At 68.3% G+C, this 18,450-nt stretch carries 17 protein-coding genes, 1 tRNA gene and 1 pseudogene; 9 read left to right on the top strand and 10 right to left on the bottom strand.

All coding sequences use genetic code 11. From position 1 onward, the window contains the following. Positions 1 to 22: 22 nt before the first annotated feature. The 5 genes from BM150_RS10450 to fdh all read right to left on the bottom strand — a co-directional run bounded on the left by BM150_RS10450 (position 23) and on the right by fdh (position 7,503). Positions 23 to 967: a DUF5996 family protein gene (locus tag BM150_RS10450; protein ID WP_092926541.1), complete on the bottom strand. Its 945-nt coding sequence runs from the start codon at positions 965 to 967 to the stop codon at positions 23 to 25. A gap of 129 nt (positions 968 to 1,096) precedes the next feature. After that, positions 1,097 to 2,089 carry a ring-cleaving dioxygenase gene (locus tag BM150_RS10445; protein ID WP_092926539.1) on the bottom strand — a complete coding sequence of 331 codons (993 nt, stop codon included), beginning with the start codon at positions 2,087 to 2,089 and terminating at the stop codon, positions 1,097 to 1,099. Positions 2,090 to 2,238: 149 nt separating this feature from the next. After that, positions 2,239 to 3,189 carry an NrfD/PsrC family molybdoenzyme membrane anchor subunit gene (gene nrfD, locus BM150_RS10440; RefSeq protein WP_092926537.1) on the bottom strand — a complete coding sequence of 317 codons (951 nt, stop codon included), beginning with the start codon at positions 3,187 to 3,189 and terminating at the stop codon, positions 2,239 to 2,241. Next, positions 3,186 to 4,205, bottom strand: coding sequence for a 4Fe-4S dicluster domain-containing protein (locus BM150_RS10435; RefSeq protein ID WP_092926535.1), 1,020 nt, complete (start codon positions 4,203 to 4,205; stop codon positions 3,186 to 3,188). Before BM150_RS10435 ends, nrfD begins: the two co-directional genes overlap by 4 nt. Further along, a complete protein-coding gene (gene fdh, locus BM150_RS10430; RefSeq protein WP_281243679.1) occupies positions 4,195 to 7,503 on the bottom strand; it encodes a formate dehydrogenase in 3,309 nt (1,102 codons plus the stop codon). Before fdh ends, BM150_RS10435 begins: the two co-directional genes overlap by 11 nt. 126 nt (positions 7,504 to 7,629) lie before the next feature. Between fdh and BM150_RS10420 the strand changes: the two genes are divergently transcribed. The 4 genes from BM150_RS10420 (at position 7,630) to BM150_RS10405 (ending at position 11,036) form a co-directional block, all read left to right on the top strand. Beyond that, on the top strand, positions 7,630 to 8,313 hold the full coding sequence (locus BM150_RS10420) for a hypothetical protein (RefSeq protein ID WP_139219508.1): 684 nt from the start codon (positions 7,630 to 7,632) through the stop codon (positions 8,311 to 8,313). After that, positions 8,306 to 8,887, top strand: coding sequence for a DUF3558 domain-containing protein (locus tag BM150_RS10415; protein WP_092926527.1), 582 nt, complete (start codon positions 8,306 to 8,308; stop codon positions 8,885 to 8,887). The genes BM150_RS10420 and BM150_RS10415 overlap by 8 nt, the downstream gene beginning before the upstream one ends. A gap of 14 nt (positions 8,888 to 8,901) precedes the next feature. After that, complete coding sequence (locus BM150_RS10410; RefSeq protein WP_092926525.1) at positions 8,902 to 10,164, top strand: hypothetical protein; 1,263 nt, start codon at positions 8,902 to 8,904, stop codon at positions 10,162 to 10,164. A gap of 89 nt (positions 10,165 to 10,253) precedes the next feature. Next, entirely contained in the window at positions 10,254 to 11,036 is a 783-nt protein-coding gene (locus BM150_RS10405; protein ID WP_092926523.1) for an ESX secretion-associated protein EspG, read from the top strand. A 105-nt stretch (positions 11,037 to 11,141) separates the two neighbouring features. Here BM150_RS10405 and BM150_RS10400 read toward each other — a convergent pair whose 3' ends face one another. After that, a complete protein-coding gene (locus BM150_RS10400; RefSeq protein ID WP_092926521.1) occupies positions 11,142 to 11,372 on the bottom strand; it encodes a hypothetical protein in 231 nt (76 codons plus the stop codon). A 141-nt stretch (positions 11,373 to 11,513) separates the two neighbouring features. Between BM150_RS10400 and BM150_RS10395 the strand changes: the two genes are divergently transcribed. Both BM150_RS10395 and BM150_RS10390 read left to right on the top strand, forming a co-directional pair. After that, a complete protein-coding gene (locus tag BM150_RS10395) occupies positions 11,514 to 12,404 on the top strand; it encodes a helix-turn-helix domain-containing protein (protein WP_217641532.1) in 891 nt (296 codons plus the stop codon). A 4-nt stretch (positions 12,405 to 12,408) separates the two neighbouring features. Continuing rightward, positions 12,409 to 12,600 carry a DUF397 domain-containing protein gene (locus BM150_RS10390; protein WP_245755411.1) on the top strand — a complete coding sequence of 64 codons (192 nt, stop codon included), beginning with the start codon at positions 12,409 to 12,411 and terminating at the stop codon, positions 12,598 to 12,600. A 127-nt stretch (positions 12,601 to 12,727) separates the two neighbouring features. On the opposite strand, the gene BM150_RS10385 is transcribed toward BM150_RS10390, so the two are convergent. Continuing rightward, positions 12,728 to 14,464, bottom strand: a complete 1,737-nt coding sequence (locus BM150_RS10385) for an MFS transporter (protein ID WP_092926515.1) — start codon at positions 14,462 to 14,464, stop codon at positions 12,728 to 12,730. Positions 14,465 to 14,569: 105 nt separating this feature from the next. Between BM150_RS10385 and BM150_RS10380 the strand changes: the two genes are divergently transcribed. Next, positions 14,570 to 15,223, top strand: a complete 654-nt coding sequence (locus BM150_RS10380) for a TetR family transcriptional regulator (protein WP_092926513.1) — start codon at positions 14,570 to 14,572, stop codon at positions 15,221 to 15,223. A gap of 28 nt (positions 15,224 to 15,251) precedes the next feature. On the opposite strand, the gene BM150_RS10375 is transcribed toward BM150_RS10380, so the two are convergent. Next, complete coding sequence (locus tag BM150_RS10375) at positions 15,252 to 16,001, bottom strand: MerR family transcriptional regulator (protein ID WP_092926511.1); 750 nt, start codon at positions 15,999 to 16,001, stop codon at positions 15,252 to 15,254. 43 nt (positions 16,002 to 16,044) lie between these two features. Here BM150_RS10375 and BM150_RS10370 point away from each other — a divergent pair, with 43 nt between their 5' ends. Next, the gene (locus BM150_RS10370; RefSeq protein ID WP_092926509.1) at positions 16,045 to 16,533 is read left to right on the top strand and encodes a DUF6194 family protein; all 489 of its coding nucleotides are present in this window, start codon (positions 16,045 to 16,047) and stop codon (positions 16,531 to 16,533) included. Positions 16,534 to 16,667: 134 nt separating this feature from the next. Here BM150_RS10370 and selD read toward each other — a convergent pair whose 3' ends face one another. After that, on the bottom strand, positions 16,668 to 17,681 hold the full coding sequence (gene selD / locus BM150_RS10365; protein ID WP_092926507.1) for a selenide, water dikinase SelD: 1,014 nt from the start codon (positions 17,679 to 17,681) through the stop codon (positions 16,668 to 16,670). 61 nt (positions 17,682 to 17,742) lie between these two features. Between selD and BM150_RS10360 the strand changes: the two genes are divergently transcribed. Next, positions 17,743 to 17,838: transfer RNA gene (locus BM150_RS10360), tRNA-Sec, on the top strand. A 338-nt stretch (positions 17,839 to 18,176) separates the two neighbouring features. On the opposite strand, the pseudogene BM150_RS25245 reads toward BM150_RS10360, so the two are convergent. Continuing rightward, positions 18,177 to 18,341, bottom strand: a pseudogene (locus BM150_RS25245) (DnaJ family domain-containing protein); the annotation flags it as partial. Positions 18,342 to 18,450: the final 109 nt, after the last annotated feature.

Here is an 18,450-nt window from a genome sequence, read left to right as displayed (position 1 = left end):
GAGGCAGTACGGCGAACCGAAATCACCGCGCCGAGGCTCGTCGCTTCGGGTCGTCCTCCAACTCCCGGCGGTCCCAATCACCGCATTCGGCTGCGGCTTCGTAGGTGGTGCGCAGGAACTCCGCGAGCATCCGCTCCGGCGAGGACGCGGTTCGGACGTCCTCGTAGGGCAGCAGGAACTCGCCCTGCTCGAAATAGGCCGCCGCCGGACCGACCGGGTACCGGTCGAACCCCGGTGGCTCCGGGTAGGCGTAGGAGTAGAACGCGCCCTCGGCTCCGCCGCCCGGCCAGAAACCGCAACTGCTGAGCTCGTGCGAGTAGCCCTCGACCATGACCCAGTCGCCACAGTTGGGAGCCCCACCCGGGTGACGAGGTGCCGCACGTCCGGAGAAACGGGTCACGGCCAGATCCATGGCTCCCCAGAAGAAGTGCACCGGGCTCACCTTGCCGATGAAGCGCGACCTGAAATCGCTGAACACCCGGTGCGCACACAACAACTGCCGCCAGAACAACCACGCCTTGTCCGGCTCGTAGGAGGCGTGCTCGGTGTCGGTGTCGAAGGGCAGGGCCCGCACCACCTCGTTCGGTGTCCGGCTCACGGTGAGCCGTATTCCGAGCTCGTCCAGCGCCGCCATCGTCTCCCGGTAGAAGTCGGCAACGGTTCTGGCGGTGAGAGCGATCTCGCGTCGCCCACCGTCGCTGCGACGGATCAGCAACCGATGCTCGTGGAAGTCGAACTCGATGTCGAACACATCGTCGTAGTACGGGACCGAGTCAGTGGTCAGACCACGAGCCGAGACGTAGAGCGGCACCTGCCACCAGTGATTGATCATCGGTTGACAGGCCAGCTTGATTTTCCCGACCAGCTGTAACCACATGTGCAGGGTGTCGCGGGTATCGCTCCAGTCCTCGACCCGAAGTTCGGGCCAGTGCGGTTCCCGTTCGGTTCGTGCGCTCGTACCGTTCATCACCTCTCCCCTCCCCGACCTGTTCCGAGCCGGCTCCGGGACATCGACGCTTCGCGGGAGGTGGCCAACTCGCATCCGAGCCTCGGACGCCCTCGTCGAGAACGACCATCGGAAAACCGCGGGGAGCGCTCACCTCGTGCGCTGCGCGGGTGGCGGTGTGAAAGTGATCTCCTCGTCCGGAGCGGGAACCCTGAGCGTGGGCAGCACCTGCTCGATCTCGGCGCGGGAGGGCTCCAGCCACGGAGGGAGTTTCAATGCCCTGCCCAACTCCATCAACGGCTCGTCGACGGTGAAACCCGGTGGATCGGTGGCGATCTCGAACAACACGCCACCGGGTTCACGGAAGTAGATGGAGTGGAAGTAGCGACGGTCCAGCACCGGGGTCACGTCGAGCCCCTGATCCAGCAGCGTGTTCCGCCAGTCGACCTGTTCGGCGTCGTCGGAAGCACGCCAGGCGATATGGTGCACAGTACCCGCCGCGACCATCCCCAGCGGGGCTTCCGGACTGCACAGCACGTCCACCATCGCGCCGGACCCACCGGCCCCCGTGGCGAATCGGAAACGCGCGCCGGACTCCTCCACGAGCCGGAACCCCATGGTCTCGGTCAACAGTTCAGCGGTGTGCTCATGACCGATTTCCGTCACGGTGACCGAGTGAAGTCCCCGTATGGCGTACTCGGGTGGGATGGGCCCCTCCTCCCAGGGCGAGCGGGAGTCCGCCTCGGGATGCCCGACCAACTCGATCAACAGACCGTCCGGATCGGCGACCGTCAGGGTCTCCTCGCTCGACCTGCTGGTGGGAGTGCCGACGTTCACCTCGAGACCGTCGAGATGCTGCTGCCACCACCCCAGCGAATGCTGCGGAACGGAGAAGGCAACGGTCGTGGTCTGCCCGGCACCACGACGTCCACGCGGAGCCGCGGGCCAGGGAAAGAAGGTGATCAGTGTCCCGGGCTGACCCGATTCACCCCCGAAGTAGAGATGATAGGTGTCCGGAGCGTCGAAGTTGACGGTCCGTTTGACCAGTCGCAGCCCCAGTGCGGTTCGGTAGAAATCCGCGTTGCGCTGTGGATCCGTAGCGATCGCGGTCACGTGGTGTAATCCGCCTGGCGTAGTCGGCATGATCTCCGCCTCCCTCGCTGGCACCCGCTGCGGTTGTCGGACCAACCGACGGGACGGCTGTGGCTGTTCGCCCCATCCTCCGGTATCTCCGTGCTTCTCGCAGCGCACGCGACCAACCGGGGAGGAAAACGAGGTGGGGTGCGCCGTCGTCACCGCTCGGATCGGCCGTCCTGTCGCTGCGGCACCACCGTGTAGTAGGGATCCCTAGCCGTCTCCCGCCCCGCTTCGAACACCCCGTAACGAGTGGCTGCCGACGCGGCGGTGCCACTGGCGGCCACCAGCACCGCCACGCTCCCGCTGCGCCGAGCGAACAACGCGCCGAGGGCACATCCCGCTGCCAGCACGCGAGCCGTCCGCAACGTAGTGCCCGCCCTGCCCGTGCGGTAAGCCTCGGCGATCCTGCCCGCCCGCTGTTCCAGCACCCGGCTCGCGAGCAGTTCACCGAGAGACCCGATCACGGCCATTCGCCGGGCCGGAGCGGCCTCCGACCGCGGTGCCAATCCCGTTCCCAGCGCACCGGCCGCCGCCACCGAGCTGAAAGCGAACACGAAGGGAAGCTCACGACGAGTCTCGTGCCAGCCGGGTACCGCCGTGTCGGCGAGCAGCACCGCCGTGTAGGTCGTCATCGCCGGAGCAAGTACCGCCGCGAACCCGGCCACCACCCTGGCGAGGGGACGAGCGAACCCGGTGAGTTCGGAGACCGCGACGGCACCGCTGAGCGCGGAGAACGGAGCGAGGATCCAGGATCCCACGCTCAACGGCGAGGTGGGTTTGAACACGCGCAACATGTTCAGGAACCGTCGCGGCCGGCCGAGATCGTGAATGAGCGCCAGCACGCTGGCACCGGAACCTCCCGCCGCGCAGAGCAGCCCGACCCGGCGCAGCCGGGAGTACCCACGTAGCTGAGCGAGGGCTCCCATGACGGACGAGGCGCCCGCCATGCCTCCCAGATAGAGGTAGGCGGGCACGTCGGGAACCTTCCAGGTCGGTTCCTTGATGATCGGCCTGCCGTAGTACGAGCGAAACGGCTCCCGCGTTTCGTGTCCCGCACTCCGGTCGGAGCCCTCCGCGCCCGCACCGCGGTCCGCTCGCGCCTTCAACGACGACCTCCCAGGAAACAGGCCGCTACGGTCAACGCGGCCGTCGCGGCGGCGATCGCGGCGTGTGCGGCCATGGCGGGCAGATCCCGCGTGGTGACCACCGGGTCCGGTGGCAGACCGTAGACCTCGGGCTCGTCCAACAGCAGGAAGAACGCCCCGTCACCTCCCACACCGTCGGTGGGGTCCTGCCCGTAGAGCCTGGCTTCGGTCATCCCCTGCTCGTGCAGCTGTTCGAGGCGTTGCTCGGCCCGCTGCCGCAACTGGTCGAGCGGGCCGTACTGAATGGACTCGGTGGGACAGGCGGTGGCACACGCCGGAGCGAGTCCCGAACCGAGCCGGTCCTGGCACAACGTGCACTTGAACGCTCCGCCGTTGTCGGGATGGATGTCGATCACACCGTAGGGGCAGGCGGGAACGCAGTAGCCACACCCGTTGCACACGTCGTCCTGCACCACGACCGTGCCGTACTCGCTGCGGATCAACGCTCCCGTCGGACACACGTCCAGACAGGCGGCATGGGTGCAGTGCTTGCACACGTCCGAGGACATCAGCCAGCGCACCTCGGTGGCATCGGAGTCCGCGCCCTCTTCCGGGGTAGTGCTCGGGGCTCCCATCCCGGGCATCCCGATATCCACGCGGGCACGCGTCGAAGGGTCGATCCGCTGTTCGACGAAGGCCACGTGCCGCCACGTGGTGGCACCGAGTTCGGTGGTGTTGTCGTAGGACATGCCGGTCAGATCCAGCCCGTCCTCTTCCAGCAGGTTCCACTCCTTGCAGGCGACCTCGCACGCCTTGCACCCGATGCACACGCTGGTGTCGGTGAAGAACCCCATCCGCTCGGGATGCCGCTCCGAGTAACCCGCCTCGGCGCTGGGATCGGCCAGCGGGCCGCTGAGTCGGTTGCCTCCCGCCGGGGAATCCACGGGGCCGGATGCGGACGTCCGGACATCGCCACCGGGCTGTGCCGCACGCGCGAGCCCGAACAGCGGGTGTTCGGCAGCGCCGTCAGGACTCATCCCCACCTCCGTCGGTGTCGCTCACGTCCGGGTACCGGGCGTCCGCCGCCGAAGGCGAATCCTCGGTGCCGGTGTCCTCGGTGATGCCCGCCCGTGCGCGGTAGGTGGCGAGCAGCGTGCCGAGTTCCGCACCGCGTGGTCTGCTGCCGGGACGGATGTCGCAGGTGCCCGCCTTGGTCTCCATGATGTGCACGGTGGGGTCCAGCGCGACCCCGAGCAACTCGTTCGCGGCGTCACCGGTGGTCAACCCGTTGGGGCCCCAGTGCCAGGGGATGCCGATCTGGTGCAGCGTCCTGCCGTTCGAACGCAGCGGACGGATCCGTTGCGTGATCAGCACGCGTCCCTCGATCGCTCCGCGTGCGGTGATCACCGTGGCCCAGCCGAGATGAACCAGCTCGCGCTCGGCCGCCAGCTCCGGGGAGAGTTCGAAGAACATGGCCGGGGCCAGCTCGGCCAGGTGCGGCAACCACCGACTCATCCCGCCCGCCGTGTGGTGCTCGGTGAGCCGGAACGTGGTGAACACGTAGGGAAACACCTCCGCTCCCGGTTCGGCACCGCTGGGTTGGTATCGGTTCTCCGGGCGGTGGTACAGCTGCCGTGCGGGGTTTCGCTGCGTGGAGTGCAGCGTGTTGCGCAGCGGTGATTCCTGCGGTTCGTAGTGGGTGGGCAACGGACCGTCGCGCAGTCCGGCGGGTGCGTACAACCAGCCGAGCCCGTCACCCTGCATGACGAAGGGGTCGGTGCCGCGCAGCGCGTCGGGGCCGTGCGCGTCGGCGGCGGGCAGGTAGTCGGGAGGTTTGGTCGCGTCGAAGTCGGGCACGTCGTGGCCGGTCCAGCGCCGCTGTTCTGCGTCCCACCAGACGTAGGCCTTGCGGTCGCTCCACGGTCTGCCCTGCGGATCCGCGGCGGCGCGGTTGTACAGGATCCGCCGGTTGGCGGGCCATGCCCAGCCCCACTCGGGGGCGACCCAGGACTGCCGCTCACCCGGTTCCCGCCGGGCTGCTCGATTGATCTCACCCGCGTAGACGCCGCAGTAGATCCAACATCCCGAACGTGTCGAACCGTCGGAGCGCAGCAGGGTGTAGGAGGACAGCGCCCGGCCGTCCGCGTCGGTGCCGTTGATCTCGCGGAGCACGGCGTCCGCGCTCGGTTCGGCGATCTCCCCTTCGGTGGGGTAGTCCCAAGTCAGTTCCAGGACGGGGCGGTCGCGTTCCCGCTGCCGCGCGTCGCGTTCGAACCTGCGGGCCGCGAGCTTGGACTTGATCCGCAGCCCCAGGTGGTAGAAGAACCACAGGTCGCTGCGCTGGTCGCCGGTGGGTTCGACGGCCTTGTGGTGCCACTGCAGCATGCGCTGGGTGTTGGTGAACGTGCCGTCCTTCTCGGTGTGCGCCGCCGCGGGCAGGAAGAACACCTCGGTGCCGATCTCGGACGGCGTGGTCTCGCCCTCGTCGATCTCCGGACCGTTCTTCCAGAACGTGGCCGTCTCGATCATGTTCAGATCGCGCACCACCAGCCAGTCCAGATTGGCCAGCCCCATGCGCTGCTGGTGCGCGTTGGCGGTACCCACGGCCGGGTTCTCGCCGATGACGAAGTAGCCGCGCACCCCGCCCTCGATCTGGTCGATCACGGTGCGGAAACTGCCGTGGTCACCGGTGAGCCGGGGCAGGTGATCGAACCGGAAATCGTTCTCGGCGGTGGCGTACTCGCCCCACCAGGCCTTGAGCAGGCTGACGACGTAGTCGCGGATGTTGCCCCAGTACCCCTTGTCGGCGGCGTTGGTGGCCACGAACCCGTCCAGCGAGAGGTTCGGGTGTGCCTGCGGCATCGGGATGTAGCCGGGCAGCAGGTCGAACAGGGTGGGGATGTCTGTCGAGCCCTGGATGCTGGCGTGCCCCCGCAGCGCGAGAATCCCGCCGCCGGGTCTGCCGATGTTGCCGAGCAACAGCTGCAGGATGGAGGCGGCCCGGATGTACTGCACCCCCACCGTGTGGTGGGTCCATCCCACCGCGTAGGCGAAGGCGGTGGTGCGCTCCCTTCCGGAGTTGGCGACCAGCGCCTCGGCGACCTCGTGGAATCGCCGGCGGTCGATGCCACACAGCTGCTCCACGAGCTCCGGGGTGTAGCGGGCGAAGTGGCGCTTGAGGATCTGGAACACGCAGCGCGGATGGGTCAGGCTCGGATCGGTCTCGGGCTCGGCACGAGGCGTCGACTCGCCCTCCGAGGCCGCTCGGTCGGGATCGGGTGAACCGAAGACGTCGTTCCACTGGTCACGCTCGCCCGCCGCCGGGTTGATCCGCGCCCCCTGGTAGTACCAGCTGCTCTGGTCGTAACCGCTTCCGGTGAAGCCGGAGAACACACCGTCGAGATCCTCGGTGTCGGCGTAGGACTCGTCGACGATCGTGGCCGCGTTGGTGTAGGCGGCCACGTACTCGTGGAAGTAGTGCCCACCCCGCAGCACGTAGTTGATCAGCCCGCCGAGCAGGGCGATGTCGCTGCCCGCTCGCAGCGGCACGAACGTGTCGGCCATGGCCGAGGTACGGGTGAATCGTGGATCGATGTGAATGACCTTCGCGCCGCGCCGTTTGGCTTCCATCACCCACTGGAACCCGACCGGGTGGGCTTCGGCCATGTTGGACCCCTGAATCACGACGCAGTCGGAGTTGCGCAGGTCCTGCTGGAAGGTTGTGGCCCCACCACGGCCGAACGAGGTTCCCAGACCGGGAACCGTGGAGGAGTGTCAAATGCGGGCCTGGTTCTCGATCTGGATGGCGCCGAGGGCGGTGTAGAGCTTCTTCATGAGGTAGTTTTCCTCATTGTCCAGCGTGGCCCCGCCCAGACTCGCGATTCCCATGGTGCGGCGCAGCCGCGTACCGTCCGAATCGGTCTCCTGCCAGGTCTCGTCCCGGGTGCGGATCACCCGCTCGGCGATCATGTCGACCGCCGTGTCGAGATCCAGTTCCTCCCACTCGGTACCGTACGGCCGTCGGTAGGCGACCCTGGTCCGCCTGGCGGGCGAGGTCACCAACGAGCGGCTGGCCGAGCCCTTCGGGCAGAGCCTGCCCCGGCTAACCGGCGAGTCGGGATCGCCCTCGATCTGGGTGACGGCCCCGTCACGCACGTAGACGCGCTGCGCGCATCCCACGGCGCAGTACGGGCACACCGATCCGACCACCTCGTCGGCGTCCTCGGTGCGGGCGTGCTCGCGGTCGGTGGCGGCGGAGCGGGCCGCCTGCCCGCGACCGAGCGGGTCGGAGCCCGTCAACTGGCGCAGCACGGGCCAGCGCAGCCATTCCCGCATCGCCGATCACCAACTCTCGCCACCTCTCCGGCGATGCTGCGCCCGCCGGAGAGGTGGCGCAACCGCGAGGCTTCCGGTTCCCACCCAGGCTGCCGATCCACTCACTCGGGCGAGCCGGTGGCGGCGGTGCTTTCGCCGGATGTGCTGAACCCGGCACACGCGGAGTGCGCGGTGCGGTACGTTCCCGATGGGCAACTGATCATGCAGCCGGGCGAGCGCATGACACGTACGAGTGACCTTCAGGGGGAAGGCGTGGCCGACGAGGCGAACGGACAGTCGAGTACGGGCGAATCGAGTGGTTCGGGAACGAACGCTCAGTCCGGGATGGATGCGGCGGACCAGGCGGCGATGGACGCCGAGATGCAGGACGTGGCCGACAACGCGCTGTTCCCCGGCCCCGGCTTCGCCAAGGAGGTGGCCGACATCGCCCGGATCGCCGAACGCGCCAACACCAAGGCCGAACTGGCCCAGGCCATCAGCGACAACACGCGCATGGTCGTCGACCCCGACGAGGTCGACGCGCTGGCGGGATTCTTCGAGGAGAAGGCGCAAGAGCTGGAGGACCGATCTTTTGAACTCCAAAGCCTAGGCTCTGTACCGGCTCCTGGTACCGATCCGGTCAGCACCGGCGCCGCGTCGATTCACGGACAAGTCGCTTACGGGGACGACCGGTCCTACTTCCCGAACTACTTGAAACTCGCGCAGGTGTTCAACGACACCGCAGCGAGCCTTCGATCCAGCGCCAAGCAGACCCGCACCGACGACGCCAACGCCGCCGACAGCTTCCAACGAGGAATCCAGGATGCGTAACACCCTCACCACAGGAATCTCCCTGGCAGCCGGACTGCTGCTGCTCGCCGGATGCAGTGGTGGTCAGACCGGCCAAGCGGCGCAGGACACCACCGAAACCGGCACGAGCGCACCCAGCAGCGCCTCCGAAGTGATCCTGCCGGAACGCACCGCACCCGCCAAATCCCTCGACCTCTCCGATCCCTGCACCATCGTCACGAAGCAACAAGCAACCAAACTCGGAGTGGATCAACCGCTACGCGAAGACAAATCGGCAGGCAACTCTGGTTGCTACTACAAAAAAGGGGAAGCAGGATCCGATTCAGGTTGGGGAGCGTTCATCGCTCCTGATTTCGAACGAACCATCTCAGAGGCTATAGAGACGCATCCCGGCGGCGAAAAAACAGAAATCCGCGATTACCCCGCTTATGCGGCGAACGTGAGTGGAATCGGTTGCTACATCGCTGTCGATGTCGCCGAAGACGGTTTTCTACTGGTCAACGGCCAGGTACGTCCTGCCGAGAACCGCCCCGATCCCTGCCCGATCTTCACCGAGTTCGCCGAAGCCGCGATCAAGAACCTGCCCAACGCCTGAGGGGAGCCCGAATCATGGGGGACAGACGCACGCTGCCGCCGTCCAACCTCGACGGGGCGCAGCTGGAGCAGATGCGCTCCTGGGTCAACAGCGGCAAGGGCGCCGAGGCGCTCCACGAGAAGAGCAGCCGCTGGCGTGACGAGGAGCGGTACATGCGCGACCTCGCCACCGAGGTCAAGGACAGGCTGAAGCGGGCCGGGGCCGTGAACCGGTCCAAGGGCCAGGACGCCATGCAGGGCGCCATGTCGCCGGTGGTGCTGTGGACCGAGGTCGCCGCTGACAACGCCACGGCCGAGGCGGTGCGGTTGGAGGAGCAGGGCCAGGCCTTCAGCAGGGTGCACTCCTCCGTGCCCGCCGCGTCCGAGGAGAAACCCGTCCCGGAGGAGAACTTCCTCGGGCGGGCCTGGGCGGGCCTCACCGGCGGCAAGACCGACAACGAGCAGGCGTTGGCGCACAACGAGAAGTTGCGGCAGGACGCGGTCACGGCGTTCCAGGCCTACGACACAGCCTCGCAGACCACCGTCAGCGCGACCCCCACGTTCACCGCTCCCCCGCCGGGCGGCGTCGAGACCGGTGTGCGCTCCGGATCGAACCCCGAGGTCGGCGGCTTCGCCGTCTCCAGGGGCACGAGCGGCGGCACTGCCGCGGGCACCCGCAGCTCCTGGACCGGATCGCTGGACACCTCGAGCGGCACGCACGGCACCGGCACGGCAGGCACCGGCACTTCGGGCCAGTCGACGGGCCGGGCCGGTTCGGGGATCAACCAGCCCGCGGGCAGTCACTCCGCGTGGCAGCGCCCGCCGGAAGGCGGCTCCTCCGGGCACCGGCCGGGGCAGTCCGGCACTTCGGGCGGCGGCGTCGGAAGCGGTTCGGGCAGCGGTCGCGCCCCTGGCGGTTCCGGCGTCGCGGGCGGGGCCGGACGTGCCCCCGGCAGCCGGATCCCGATACGTGGCCTCGGTTCGCTCGCGGGCGGTTCGGGGGCGGGCACCGGCTCCGGAACGGGTGGACGGAGTTCCGCCGGACTCGGTGGCCGTTCCCTCGGCCCCGGTGGGCAGTCCGGGATCACGCGCCCGTCCACCGGTTCCGCCACGGCGGGCGGCGCTTCCTCCTCGGGAGCGGCGAACGGTCGCGGCGGCATGGCGGGAGCGCCACGCGGTCGCGGCCAGCAGGGCGAGGAGGACGAGGAGCACGAGACGCCGAGTTACCTCGTGGGTGACTACGGCTACTTCGACGGCGACCTGCCGCGTGTCGCGCCACCGGTGATCGGCGAGGACTGATCCGGGCGGTCGAGACCCGCCATCGGATCCAGCAGCGTGTGTCGTGGCGCCGGGTGCCCTCCCGGCGCCGCCATCGTTCGGGGGAAAAGGTGAACATCGAACTTTCCGAACAGGCGTTCCACCTCGCCTGGCAGCACTTCCGGCTCGGCACGAAGCCGCTCTCGCTGCACGTCCTGCCCGAGGGGCTCACCGAGTCGGAGCGGCGCGACGTCGAGCAGCGGAGCTGGGAGGAGCTGCGTCGGCTCGGTTTCGGCGACCGGGACGCCGAGGACGCCGTCTCCGGGGTGTTCTTCCCGCTGAACCGCTACCGGGACTCATTCGATCTGGTGTATCGCTATCTGTCCGAAGCGGGGGAACACCGCCGTACGGCGTTGGCCGCGAACGGCCCGGCCAGCTCGGCGCTGGCCGTCCGGGAGGACGGCGTGGTGCGCCTGCGACAGCTGCGCACCGACGACACCCCGCACCGAGCCGTGGTGGGGGTGCTCCCCGAACCGACCCCCGGACCGGGGAAAGCGGTCTCGGTGCCCAGTGACCAGCTCGACGCGGCGGCGGCCGAGGCGGGAGACTCCGACCGGGCGATGCGCGAGGCGCTGCTGCGCCGCGGGGTGCGGCGCGACGACGCGGGCTCGCTCGTGGAGATGGCGGGCGGTGAACGCGTGGGCTACGCCCAGTTCGGAGCCGCGCGGATGGACCGGCGCGGCAACCGTTCCAGGGCACCGATGGTGACCAACTGCTTCGCCACCCCCAACGGGTGGTACCTGATGGAGGAAACCATCCGCAGCGGGCGGGCGTGGACCACCTTCGCCCCGATCGACCGGAACCGGCTGGCGGAGCGGGTACGCGAGCTGGCCGGAACCATCGTGCCGGAGTGAGCCGTCGAGCTTGCCCGCTCCGGCTCCGGTGAGGACTCGATCGGGGCGCTCTTCCCGCTGCTCCCGTTCCGGAAGTACCGTCATCGAGCCGGCGGGGAACAGCGATCAGGGCTTGCCGACAACCACCTGTTCGGACAGGTTGACGGCGGCTTCCTGCAGGCCGGCACCGTGGAGTTCGTCCAGCCAGAACAGCGTGTCCAACAGCTGTCGCAGTTGATCGCTGTCCACTCGCAGCACGCTCTCGTCCTGCCGGATCTCCAGCTCGTGCAGGCCCGGCATGCTCAGGTACACCGCTGCCGTACCGCTGCCCGCTTCGACCAACCACTGCGCGCGCATCTGCCCCTCCCGAAGGTGACGGTTACCGAATCGATCACGTCGACAGGAAGGCTCGGCGGCTCCCCAGCGGTCACGCAACGACACTTTCGCGTGATCTCACTTCCTTGACCACTGGTCAACCGGTCAGGGTGCGGGCGAACGGTGACCGGCGAGGAAGGGGCGAGCATGGAACGACGCAGCGGAATTCCGGCACGGGTCAGACGGGTCTCCGGCGAGCTGCGGGAACTGCGGGACCGCAACGGGTTCAGCGCCGCCGAGGTGTCGAGGTCGCTGGGGATCTCGATGAGCAAGCTCAGCCGGATGGAGACGGGGACTCGCGGGCTGGCCGCCGACGACGTCGCGGCGCTGCTGGGGCTCTACCGCGTACCCACTCAGCGGCGCGAGGAGATCCTGGCGTTGGTGCGCAACGGCACGGACCGCAACTGGTGGCAAGTGCAGCACGCCGCGCTGCCCGCGATGTGGCAGGACCTGATGCGGTTCGAGGCCGAGGCCACCGCGATCCACGGCTGGGAAACGCAGTTCATCCCGGGACTGCTGCAGACGGACGAGTACGCCGAGGCGGTCATCCGGGGCACCACCCACGGCCTGCCGGAGCGCGAGGTCCAACGGCTGGTCGAGGCCCGCGTCGGCAGGCAGACCGTGCTGCTCGGCAGCCGCGCGCCAGGGTTGGAGGTGCTGCTGGACGAACCGGTGCTGCGCCGCCCGACCGCCGACTCCGGCGTGATGCGGCGGCAACTGCTGCGCCTGGCGGAGAGCAACCTGCGGCCGAACGTCACCGTCCGGGTGGTCCCGCAGCGGGCGGGGATCCACCCCGGCATGGAGGGGCCGTTCGTGCTGCTGGACTTCCCGAAGCAGCCGAACCTGGTCTACCTGGAGCACCGGGGCAACAGCGCGTTCCTGGAGCAGCCCGAGCACGTCGACGCCGCGGAACGCTCCCTGTGGCGGTTGCGCGAACTCGCGCTCACCCCGGATGATTCCGGCGAGATCATCGCGCGCCTCGCCGACGAACCGGCCGAGCACGAGAAGGAGTGAGTCCGTGGCATCCGTGAAGCACTGGCGCAAGAGCAGCCGAAGCAGCAGCCAGGCGAACTGCGTGGAGGTCGCCGCCACCGAGCACGGGGTCGCCGCGCGGGACTCCAAACGCCCGCACGGCGGCTCGCTGCTGTTCCCCCGCGCCCGGTGGAACGACTTCCTGCGCAGTCTCGCCCAGGACCGCGCCGGGAGCTGAACCGGCGATTTCGCGCGAAATTCACGCCGCTGCGTGCCACAACGCCCCACGGCGCGGCGATTTCGCGCGAAATCGACACCAGACCGTGATCACCACAACCGGCAGGGCGGTCACTGAATCGGCGCGGTCACTGCTCGGTGACAGCCGTGTCGGACCTCTCGGTGGCCCTGTCCGACCTGTCATTGGCGCTATCCGACCTCTCGGTGGCGCTGTCCGGTTCCTCGGACGCGCTCCGCTCCGTCTCGGACGAGGCCCGCACCTCGGCCGTCTCGGTGCGTCGCGTCTTGCCGGGCAGGAAGAACCACGCCACCAGCGCGGCCACCGCGATCAGCCCCGCCGAGGCCAGGTACGCGGTCTGCGAGGCGTTCATCCAGGCCACCGAGACCTCGTCGGCGAGCCGCTGCCCACGTGCGCCCAACGACTCGGCGACCATCATGCCGCCGGGCAGCGATTCCTCCGCGGTCTGCCGCAGCTGCTCGGGCAGCCCGGTCAGCGAGTCCGAGATCCGGGCCGCGTAGCTGCCACCCAGCACGCTGCCGAGTACGGCGACACCCAACGACGCCCCCACCTCGCGGGTGACGTCGTTGGTGGCCGAGCCCATCCCCGCGCGCTCACGGGGCACGTTGGCCATCAGCTGATCGGTGGCAGGCGCCATCGCAAGCGACATCCCCGCCGCCGTGCACGACAGCGGCAGCAGGATCTGCCAGTAGCCGGAGTCCACGGTCAACGTGCTGAGCCCGACCATGCCCAACGCCGCCAGCAGAAGTCCGACGGCGATGGTGTTACGCGGACCGAACCTGTCCACGATCCTGGAGACCTGCGGCGCGATGAGCATCATCATCACCGACATGGGCAGCATCGCGGTGGAAGCCATCAGCGGCGAGTAGCCGAACACGAGCTGCAGGGTCTGGCTCAGCGCGAAGAACACGCCGATCATCGCGAAGAACACCAGCGTCAACGCCACCGCCGAAGCGGAGAAGCCACGGCTGCGGAACAGCCGGACGTCCAGCATCGGATCGGCCACCCGGCGCTCCCAGAGCGCGAACAACGCCAGCAGCACCAGCCCCAGAGCCACCAGGGAAAGCGTGCGCGGTGACAGCCAGCCGACGTACTGCGCCTCGATCAGCGCGTAGACGGCGATCGTGATCCCGGCGGTGGACAGCAGCGCCCCCAGCAGGTCCAGCCCGCCGTGTCCGCCCTCGGTTCCGGTGTGCGACGGGATGTAGCGGATACCGGCGATCACGCCGATCACGACCACCGGCACGTTGATCACGAACACCGATTCCCAGGAGAAGTACTGCAACAGCACACCGGCGATCACCGGTCCCGCGGCGCTGCCCGCACCGGAGACGGCGGCCCAGATCCCGACCGCCTTGGTACGCTCCCCGCTGGGGAAGACACTGGTCAGAATGGACAGCGTCACAGGCATGATCATGGCGCCGCCCACACCGAGCAGGGCCCGTGCGGCGATCATCTCGGTGCTGGATCCCACGAACAGCCACACGTAGACCGACACCAGGCCGAACAGCACCATCCCGGCCTGCAGCATCCACTTGCGCCCGTAGCGGTCCGCTATCGAGGAGGTGGTGAACAGCAGACCGGCGAACACCAGCGCGTAGGCGTCCGAGAACCACTGCTGCGCCGAGGTGGAGGCCCCCAGCGCACGAGAGAGCTGGGGTAACGCGACGCTGAGCGAGGTGTTCGCGAGCATCGTGGCCGACAACGCCAGACACAGCACGAGCAGGGTCGCCCACCTGCGGCGGTAGACCCGCACGTCGATGCCCTCGGCCAGGGCACCCTCCTCTCCTTTGTCGGGTGTCGTCGCAGCACCCGTCGCCCCGTGGCGGGCGTCACCGTCGGACATGCGTGTCTCCTTTCCCCGCCCACAGAATATGGCAGTACTGCCATTTGTCATCGGTGACAACGGGCACAGTTGACGCTGAACTGCGATTTCGAGGAACCTGATGCCATGACCAGCGTTGCGGTGGATCCGACCGACGAAACGGAGGGCCAGGGCAGGCGAGCCGTCAAGGCGGCCAGGACCCGAGCGGGCATCGAGTCCGCGGCCCTGAAACTGTTCCGCGAACAGGGCTTCGAGGCCACGACCGTGGAACAGATAGCCCGTGCCGCCGACATCGCCCCCAGGACGTTCTTCCGGTACTTCCCCAGCAAGGACGCCGTGCTGTTCGGCGACCTCGGCAACGAACTCGAATACGTGCGCGAGGCGCTGAACGCGCGCGGCTCCGGGGAACACCCGATGCGCGCACTGGCTACGTCGATGCTCGACGCGGCCGACCGCATGGAGGCCGACCGCGAACAGCACCTGATGCGCGCCGAACTGCTGCACGTGCTGGAATCCACCGGCCAGTACGAGATGTATCTGATGCGGCAGCGCTGGATGCAGGACATGACCGAGCTGGTGGCCGAGCACATCGAAGCCGATCCCAGCTGCGACCCTCGTCCCGGCGCGTGGTCGATGACCATGGTCTCGTGCTTCGGTTCCGCGATGCACGCCTGGCTGACCCGGCGCGACGGCACCACGTTGCGCGAGATCCTCGTGGACGTGCTCAACAGCACCAACGAAGGACTCTGCCAGGTCACCGGGAAGGGCTCCGCGGACTGAGCTGAGCGGCTGCCTGGGTATCCGCAGGTCAGGGGTTCTCGGCAGCTGATCGGCTCAGGAGGTCGGCGATGTCCGTGCCGGCCCGGAGCAGCGCCTCGGATCTTGCGGCGATGGTTCGCAGGCGGTTCTGGAGAGCGTCACGAGCGTCTTCCGAGCCGTCGATGCTGTACAGGGAAGTCATGACCGCCCGCACTGCCGGGATCCGATAGCCGCCGGCACGGAGTGCGGCGACGATACGAGCGTCCCTGATCGCATCGGGCGGGTAGTAGCGCTTGCCCGTTCTTGCTCTTGCTGCTCGTTCGGGGACGATCAGTCCCTGTTGTTCCCAGAAGCGCAGGGTTGAGGAGCGCACTCCGATCGCGACAGCGAGCTCGGTGATGGTCATCGAATCTCCCGGCACGGGGGCGTCTTCGTATGCGCCTTCGTCGACGATGCTGTCGAGTGCGTGGAGCGCGGCGACCGTGTTGTCACGGGAGCGGGCGAGATCGACGTGGAGCGTGACGATCCTCGCGACAGCTTCGTCATACGGGAGATCGCTTATCTCGCGCATCGTGAAGCGGGCGGCGACGGGGCCGACCGCGATCGCCAGGTCGCGGTATGCGCGCAACGCGGTCAGGTGCAGAGCGGTGAACTGACGATATCCGTTGGGTCGGCGGAGCGCCGGCGGGATCACGTGAAGGCGTTCGAGGTCGCGGACCTGCTGCACGGAGTAGCCGACCGCCGCGGCCAAGCGCCTCGTCGTGTACGCCTCAGAGCCGGACTCGCTGTTGTCGTCCACGAGGCTTAACCCTCCACAAGCACTTCAAGGTCACACTTGAATCATGTCGATGGAACGAATCCTGTCGGAAATCAGAACCTACGATGGCGTCCTCGAGCTCGCGTCTCTGCCGGGGAGCGAACACCCCGAGATCTCGTGGGGCGATCACTTCTTCTACTACGCACCCGACGGACAGGTGCCACGCAACCGTCAGCCGTACGCGACGATCGTGACGAAGAACTACCCGGATGACACGGATTCTCACCTGGACGCAGCGGATCGCTGGCGGTTGAACCTCCATGTCGGGGCACGGGCATTCACCGAACTCATCGGACACGCTCCCAACGAGACGGACGCACCACGCGTGGACCACAGCGTCGAGGACGTGTTCCGCCCGCACCCGCTGTACGGCGCTTTCGGGTGGGTCTGCGTGGTGAATCCCGGCACTTCGACCCTCGAACGTGCGCTGGAGGCTCTCCGCGACGCGCATCTGGCTGACCGGCGACGTGTCGAGCGCAGGCAAAGCCGCAACGATTCCACGCTGAACGGATGAACGGCGGCATCGGCCCACCGGGAGACGCGAACAGGGAACCGTAACGGATCATCGCCGAAGAGCTCAGCGCTGCACCTGGGCGCGCGTCCGCTGACACTCGTCACGCACTGTGGCGGTAATGGGCGCACGCGCGCTCAGCGGACCGTGATGGCGTTCTCCTCGGCGCTGATCAGCCTTCCGATCACCGGGGCGTTCGGCAGCTCCCCCGCGACGAGCAGTCCCCCCGAAGTCTGCGCGTCGGCCAGCAGCAGCGCTTCGTCCTCGTCCACGCGGGACAGATCGGTGCACTCGCCCACCCAGCGCAGATTGCGGCGTGTCCCACCGCTGACGTACCCGCCGCGAACCGCCTCGCGCGCCCCCTCCAGATAGGGAACGGCGTTCGAGTCCAACACCGCGGAAACACCGCTGGCACGGGTGAGTTCGCGCAGATGCCCGAGCAGTCCGAACCCCGTGACGTCGGTGGCGCACTCGGCACCCACCGCCAGCGCGTCCCGCGCCGCCGTGTCGTTGAGGGTCGTCATCGCCTCGATCGCCTGCGGGAAAGCCTCTCCGGTGGCCTTGTGCCGGGTGTTGAGCACCCCGATGCCGAGCGGTTTGGTCAACGACAGCGGAGCACCGGGGGTTCCGGCGTCGTCGCGCAGCAGTCGAGTGGCAGCCGCCGTACCGGTCACGGCCATGCCGTACTTCGGCTCGGGGTCGTCGAGGCTGTGTCCACCGCCCACCGGGCACCCCGCGAGTTCCGCGACGTCCGCACCACCGCGCAGCACCCGTTCGGCCAGTTCCATCGGCAACGACTCACGTGGCCAGCCGAGCAGGTTCAACGCCACCAGCGGACGCGCACCCATCGCGTAGACGTCGGAGAGCGCGTTGGCCGCAGCGATGCGGCCCCAGTCGTAAGGGTCGTCGACCACAGGAGTGAAGAAATCAGCCGTGGCCACGATCGCGGTGTCGCCGTGCAGCCGCACCACGGCCGCGTCGTCCCCGGCACCGATCAGCACCTCACCGCCCGCCGGAGCGCCGCCGGAAAGCCCGGCACCGGTGACCATGGACTCCAGTTCACCGGCGGGGATCTTGCAGGCGCAGCCGCCACCGTGCGCGTAACGTGTCAGGCGGTAGTTTTCGGTCGTGACGGTCCCGGCATCGGTCATGCCCCGAAGCTAGTCCACGGGGTGGACAACGGCATGGCGGAACACGCGGGACGGCGGCACTGGAGGCGTAAGGGTGCCTGGTGGCCCCCGCGGTCTTCAAAACCGACGTGGCCGAGCAACTCGGTCAGGCGGGTTCGATTCCCGTCCGCCTCCGCCACGCACCAGCCTGCGCCACCAGGTGCGCGGCCCGCCGGAACGGCGACCATCCCCGGTCGCGGCCGGTTCGAACGCTCCTTCGGCGTCGGCACGCTCGGCCAGCGGAGCTGACTCGGTCTCGGCCGCGGCGGCACGCCGGTCACGCCAGCGGCGCACGACCTCCTCGACGTCCACGGGTGCGACCTTGACTCGTGGACCGCTGGGAGCCCGCAGCCACTCGGCGATACGCAGGTTGAGCTCACCGACCTGCTCGCGCACCGCCTGCTCGGAACGCAGCTCGTCCAAGGTCTCCGGGAGCCGCTCGATCTCCTTGCGCAACTGCACGGCGGGCGGCAGCAGTGCCTCAGTGGACAGCCCCTCCCGCTCGACGTACTTCTTGACCCAGGACAGTTCGCTCTCGTTGCCGAGGTCCGGAAGTGGCTTGCCGGTTCCGGGCAGATCGTCGAGCTCCCCGCGCTCCCTGGCAGTGCGAATCTGACGGTCGATCCAGCTCTCGAAGTCCATCCCCGGCGGTTTCCGTTCGGTCATGACCCGATTGTGCACCGGGGTCTCTTTTCGGATCATCCGTTGGATCGGTGTCTCGTGAGTGTTTCCTGTTGTGGATTTATTTCGA

This window comes from Actinopolyspora alba (genome assembly GCF_900112765.1).
Taxonomy (GTDB): Bacteria; Actinomycetota; Actinomycetes; order Mycobacteriales; family Pseudonocardiaceae; genus Actinopolyspora; species Actinopolyspora alba.
This window is presented reverse-complemented; position numbering and strand designations above follow the sequence as displayed.

Bases quoted from the DNA above. Each gene is read 5' to 3' on its own strand.
- BM150_RS10450 (WP_092926541.1), bottom strand. From the start codon at position 967: ATGAACGGTACGAGCGCACGAACCGAACGGGAACCGCACTGGCCCGAA.
- BM150_RS10445 (WP_092926539.1), bottom strand. From the start codon at position 2,089: ATGCCGACTACGCCAGGCGGATTACACCACGTGACCGCGATCGCTACG.
- BM150_RS10435 (WP_092926535.1), bottom strand. From the start codon at position 4,205: ATGAGTCCTGACGGCGCTGCCGAACACCCGCTGTTCGGGCTCGCGCGT.
- BM150_RS10415 (WP_092926527.1), top strand. From the start codon at position 8,306: ATGCGTAACACCCTCACCACAGGAATCTCCCTGGCAGCCGGACTGCTG.
- BM150_RS10410 (WP_092926525.1), top strand. From the start codon at position 8,902: ATGGGGGACAGACGCACGCTGCCGCCGTCCAACCTCGACGGGGCGCAG.
- BM150_RS10400 (WP_092926521.1), bottom strand. From the start codon at position 11,372: ATGCGCGCGCAGTGGTTGGTCGAAGCGGGCAGCGGTACGGCAGCGGTG.
- BM150_RS10385 (WP_092926515.1), bottom strand. From the start codon at position 14,464: ATGTCCGACGGTGACGCCCGCCACGGGGCGACGGGTGCTGCGACGACA.
- BM150_RS10380 (WP_092926513.1), top strand. From the start codon at position 14,570: ATGACCAGCGTTGCGGTGGATCCGACCGACGAAACGGAGGGCCAGGGC.
- BM150_RS10370 (WP_092926509.1), top strand. From the start codon at position 16,045: ATGTCGATGGAACGAATCCTGTCGGAAATCAGAACCTACGATGGCGTC.
- selD (WP_092926507.1), bottom strand. From the start codon at position 17,681: ATGACCGATGCCGGGACCGTCACGACCGAAAACTACCGCCTGACACGT.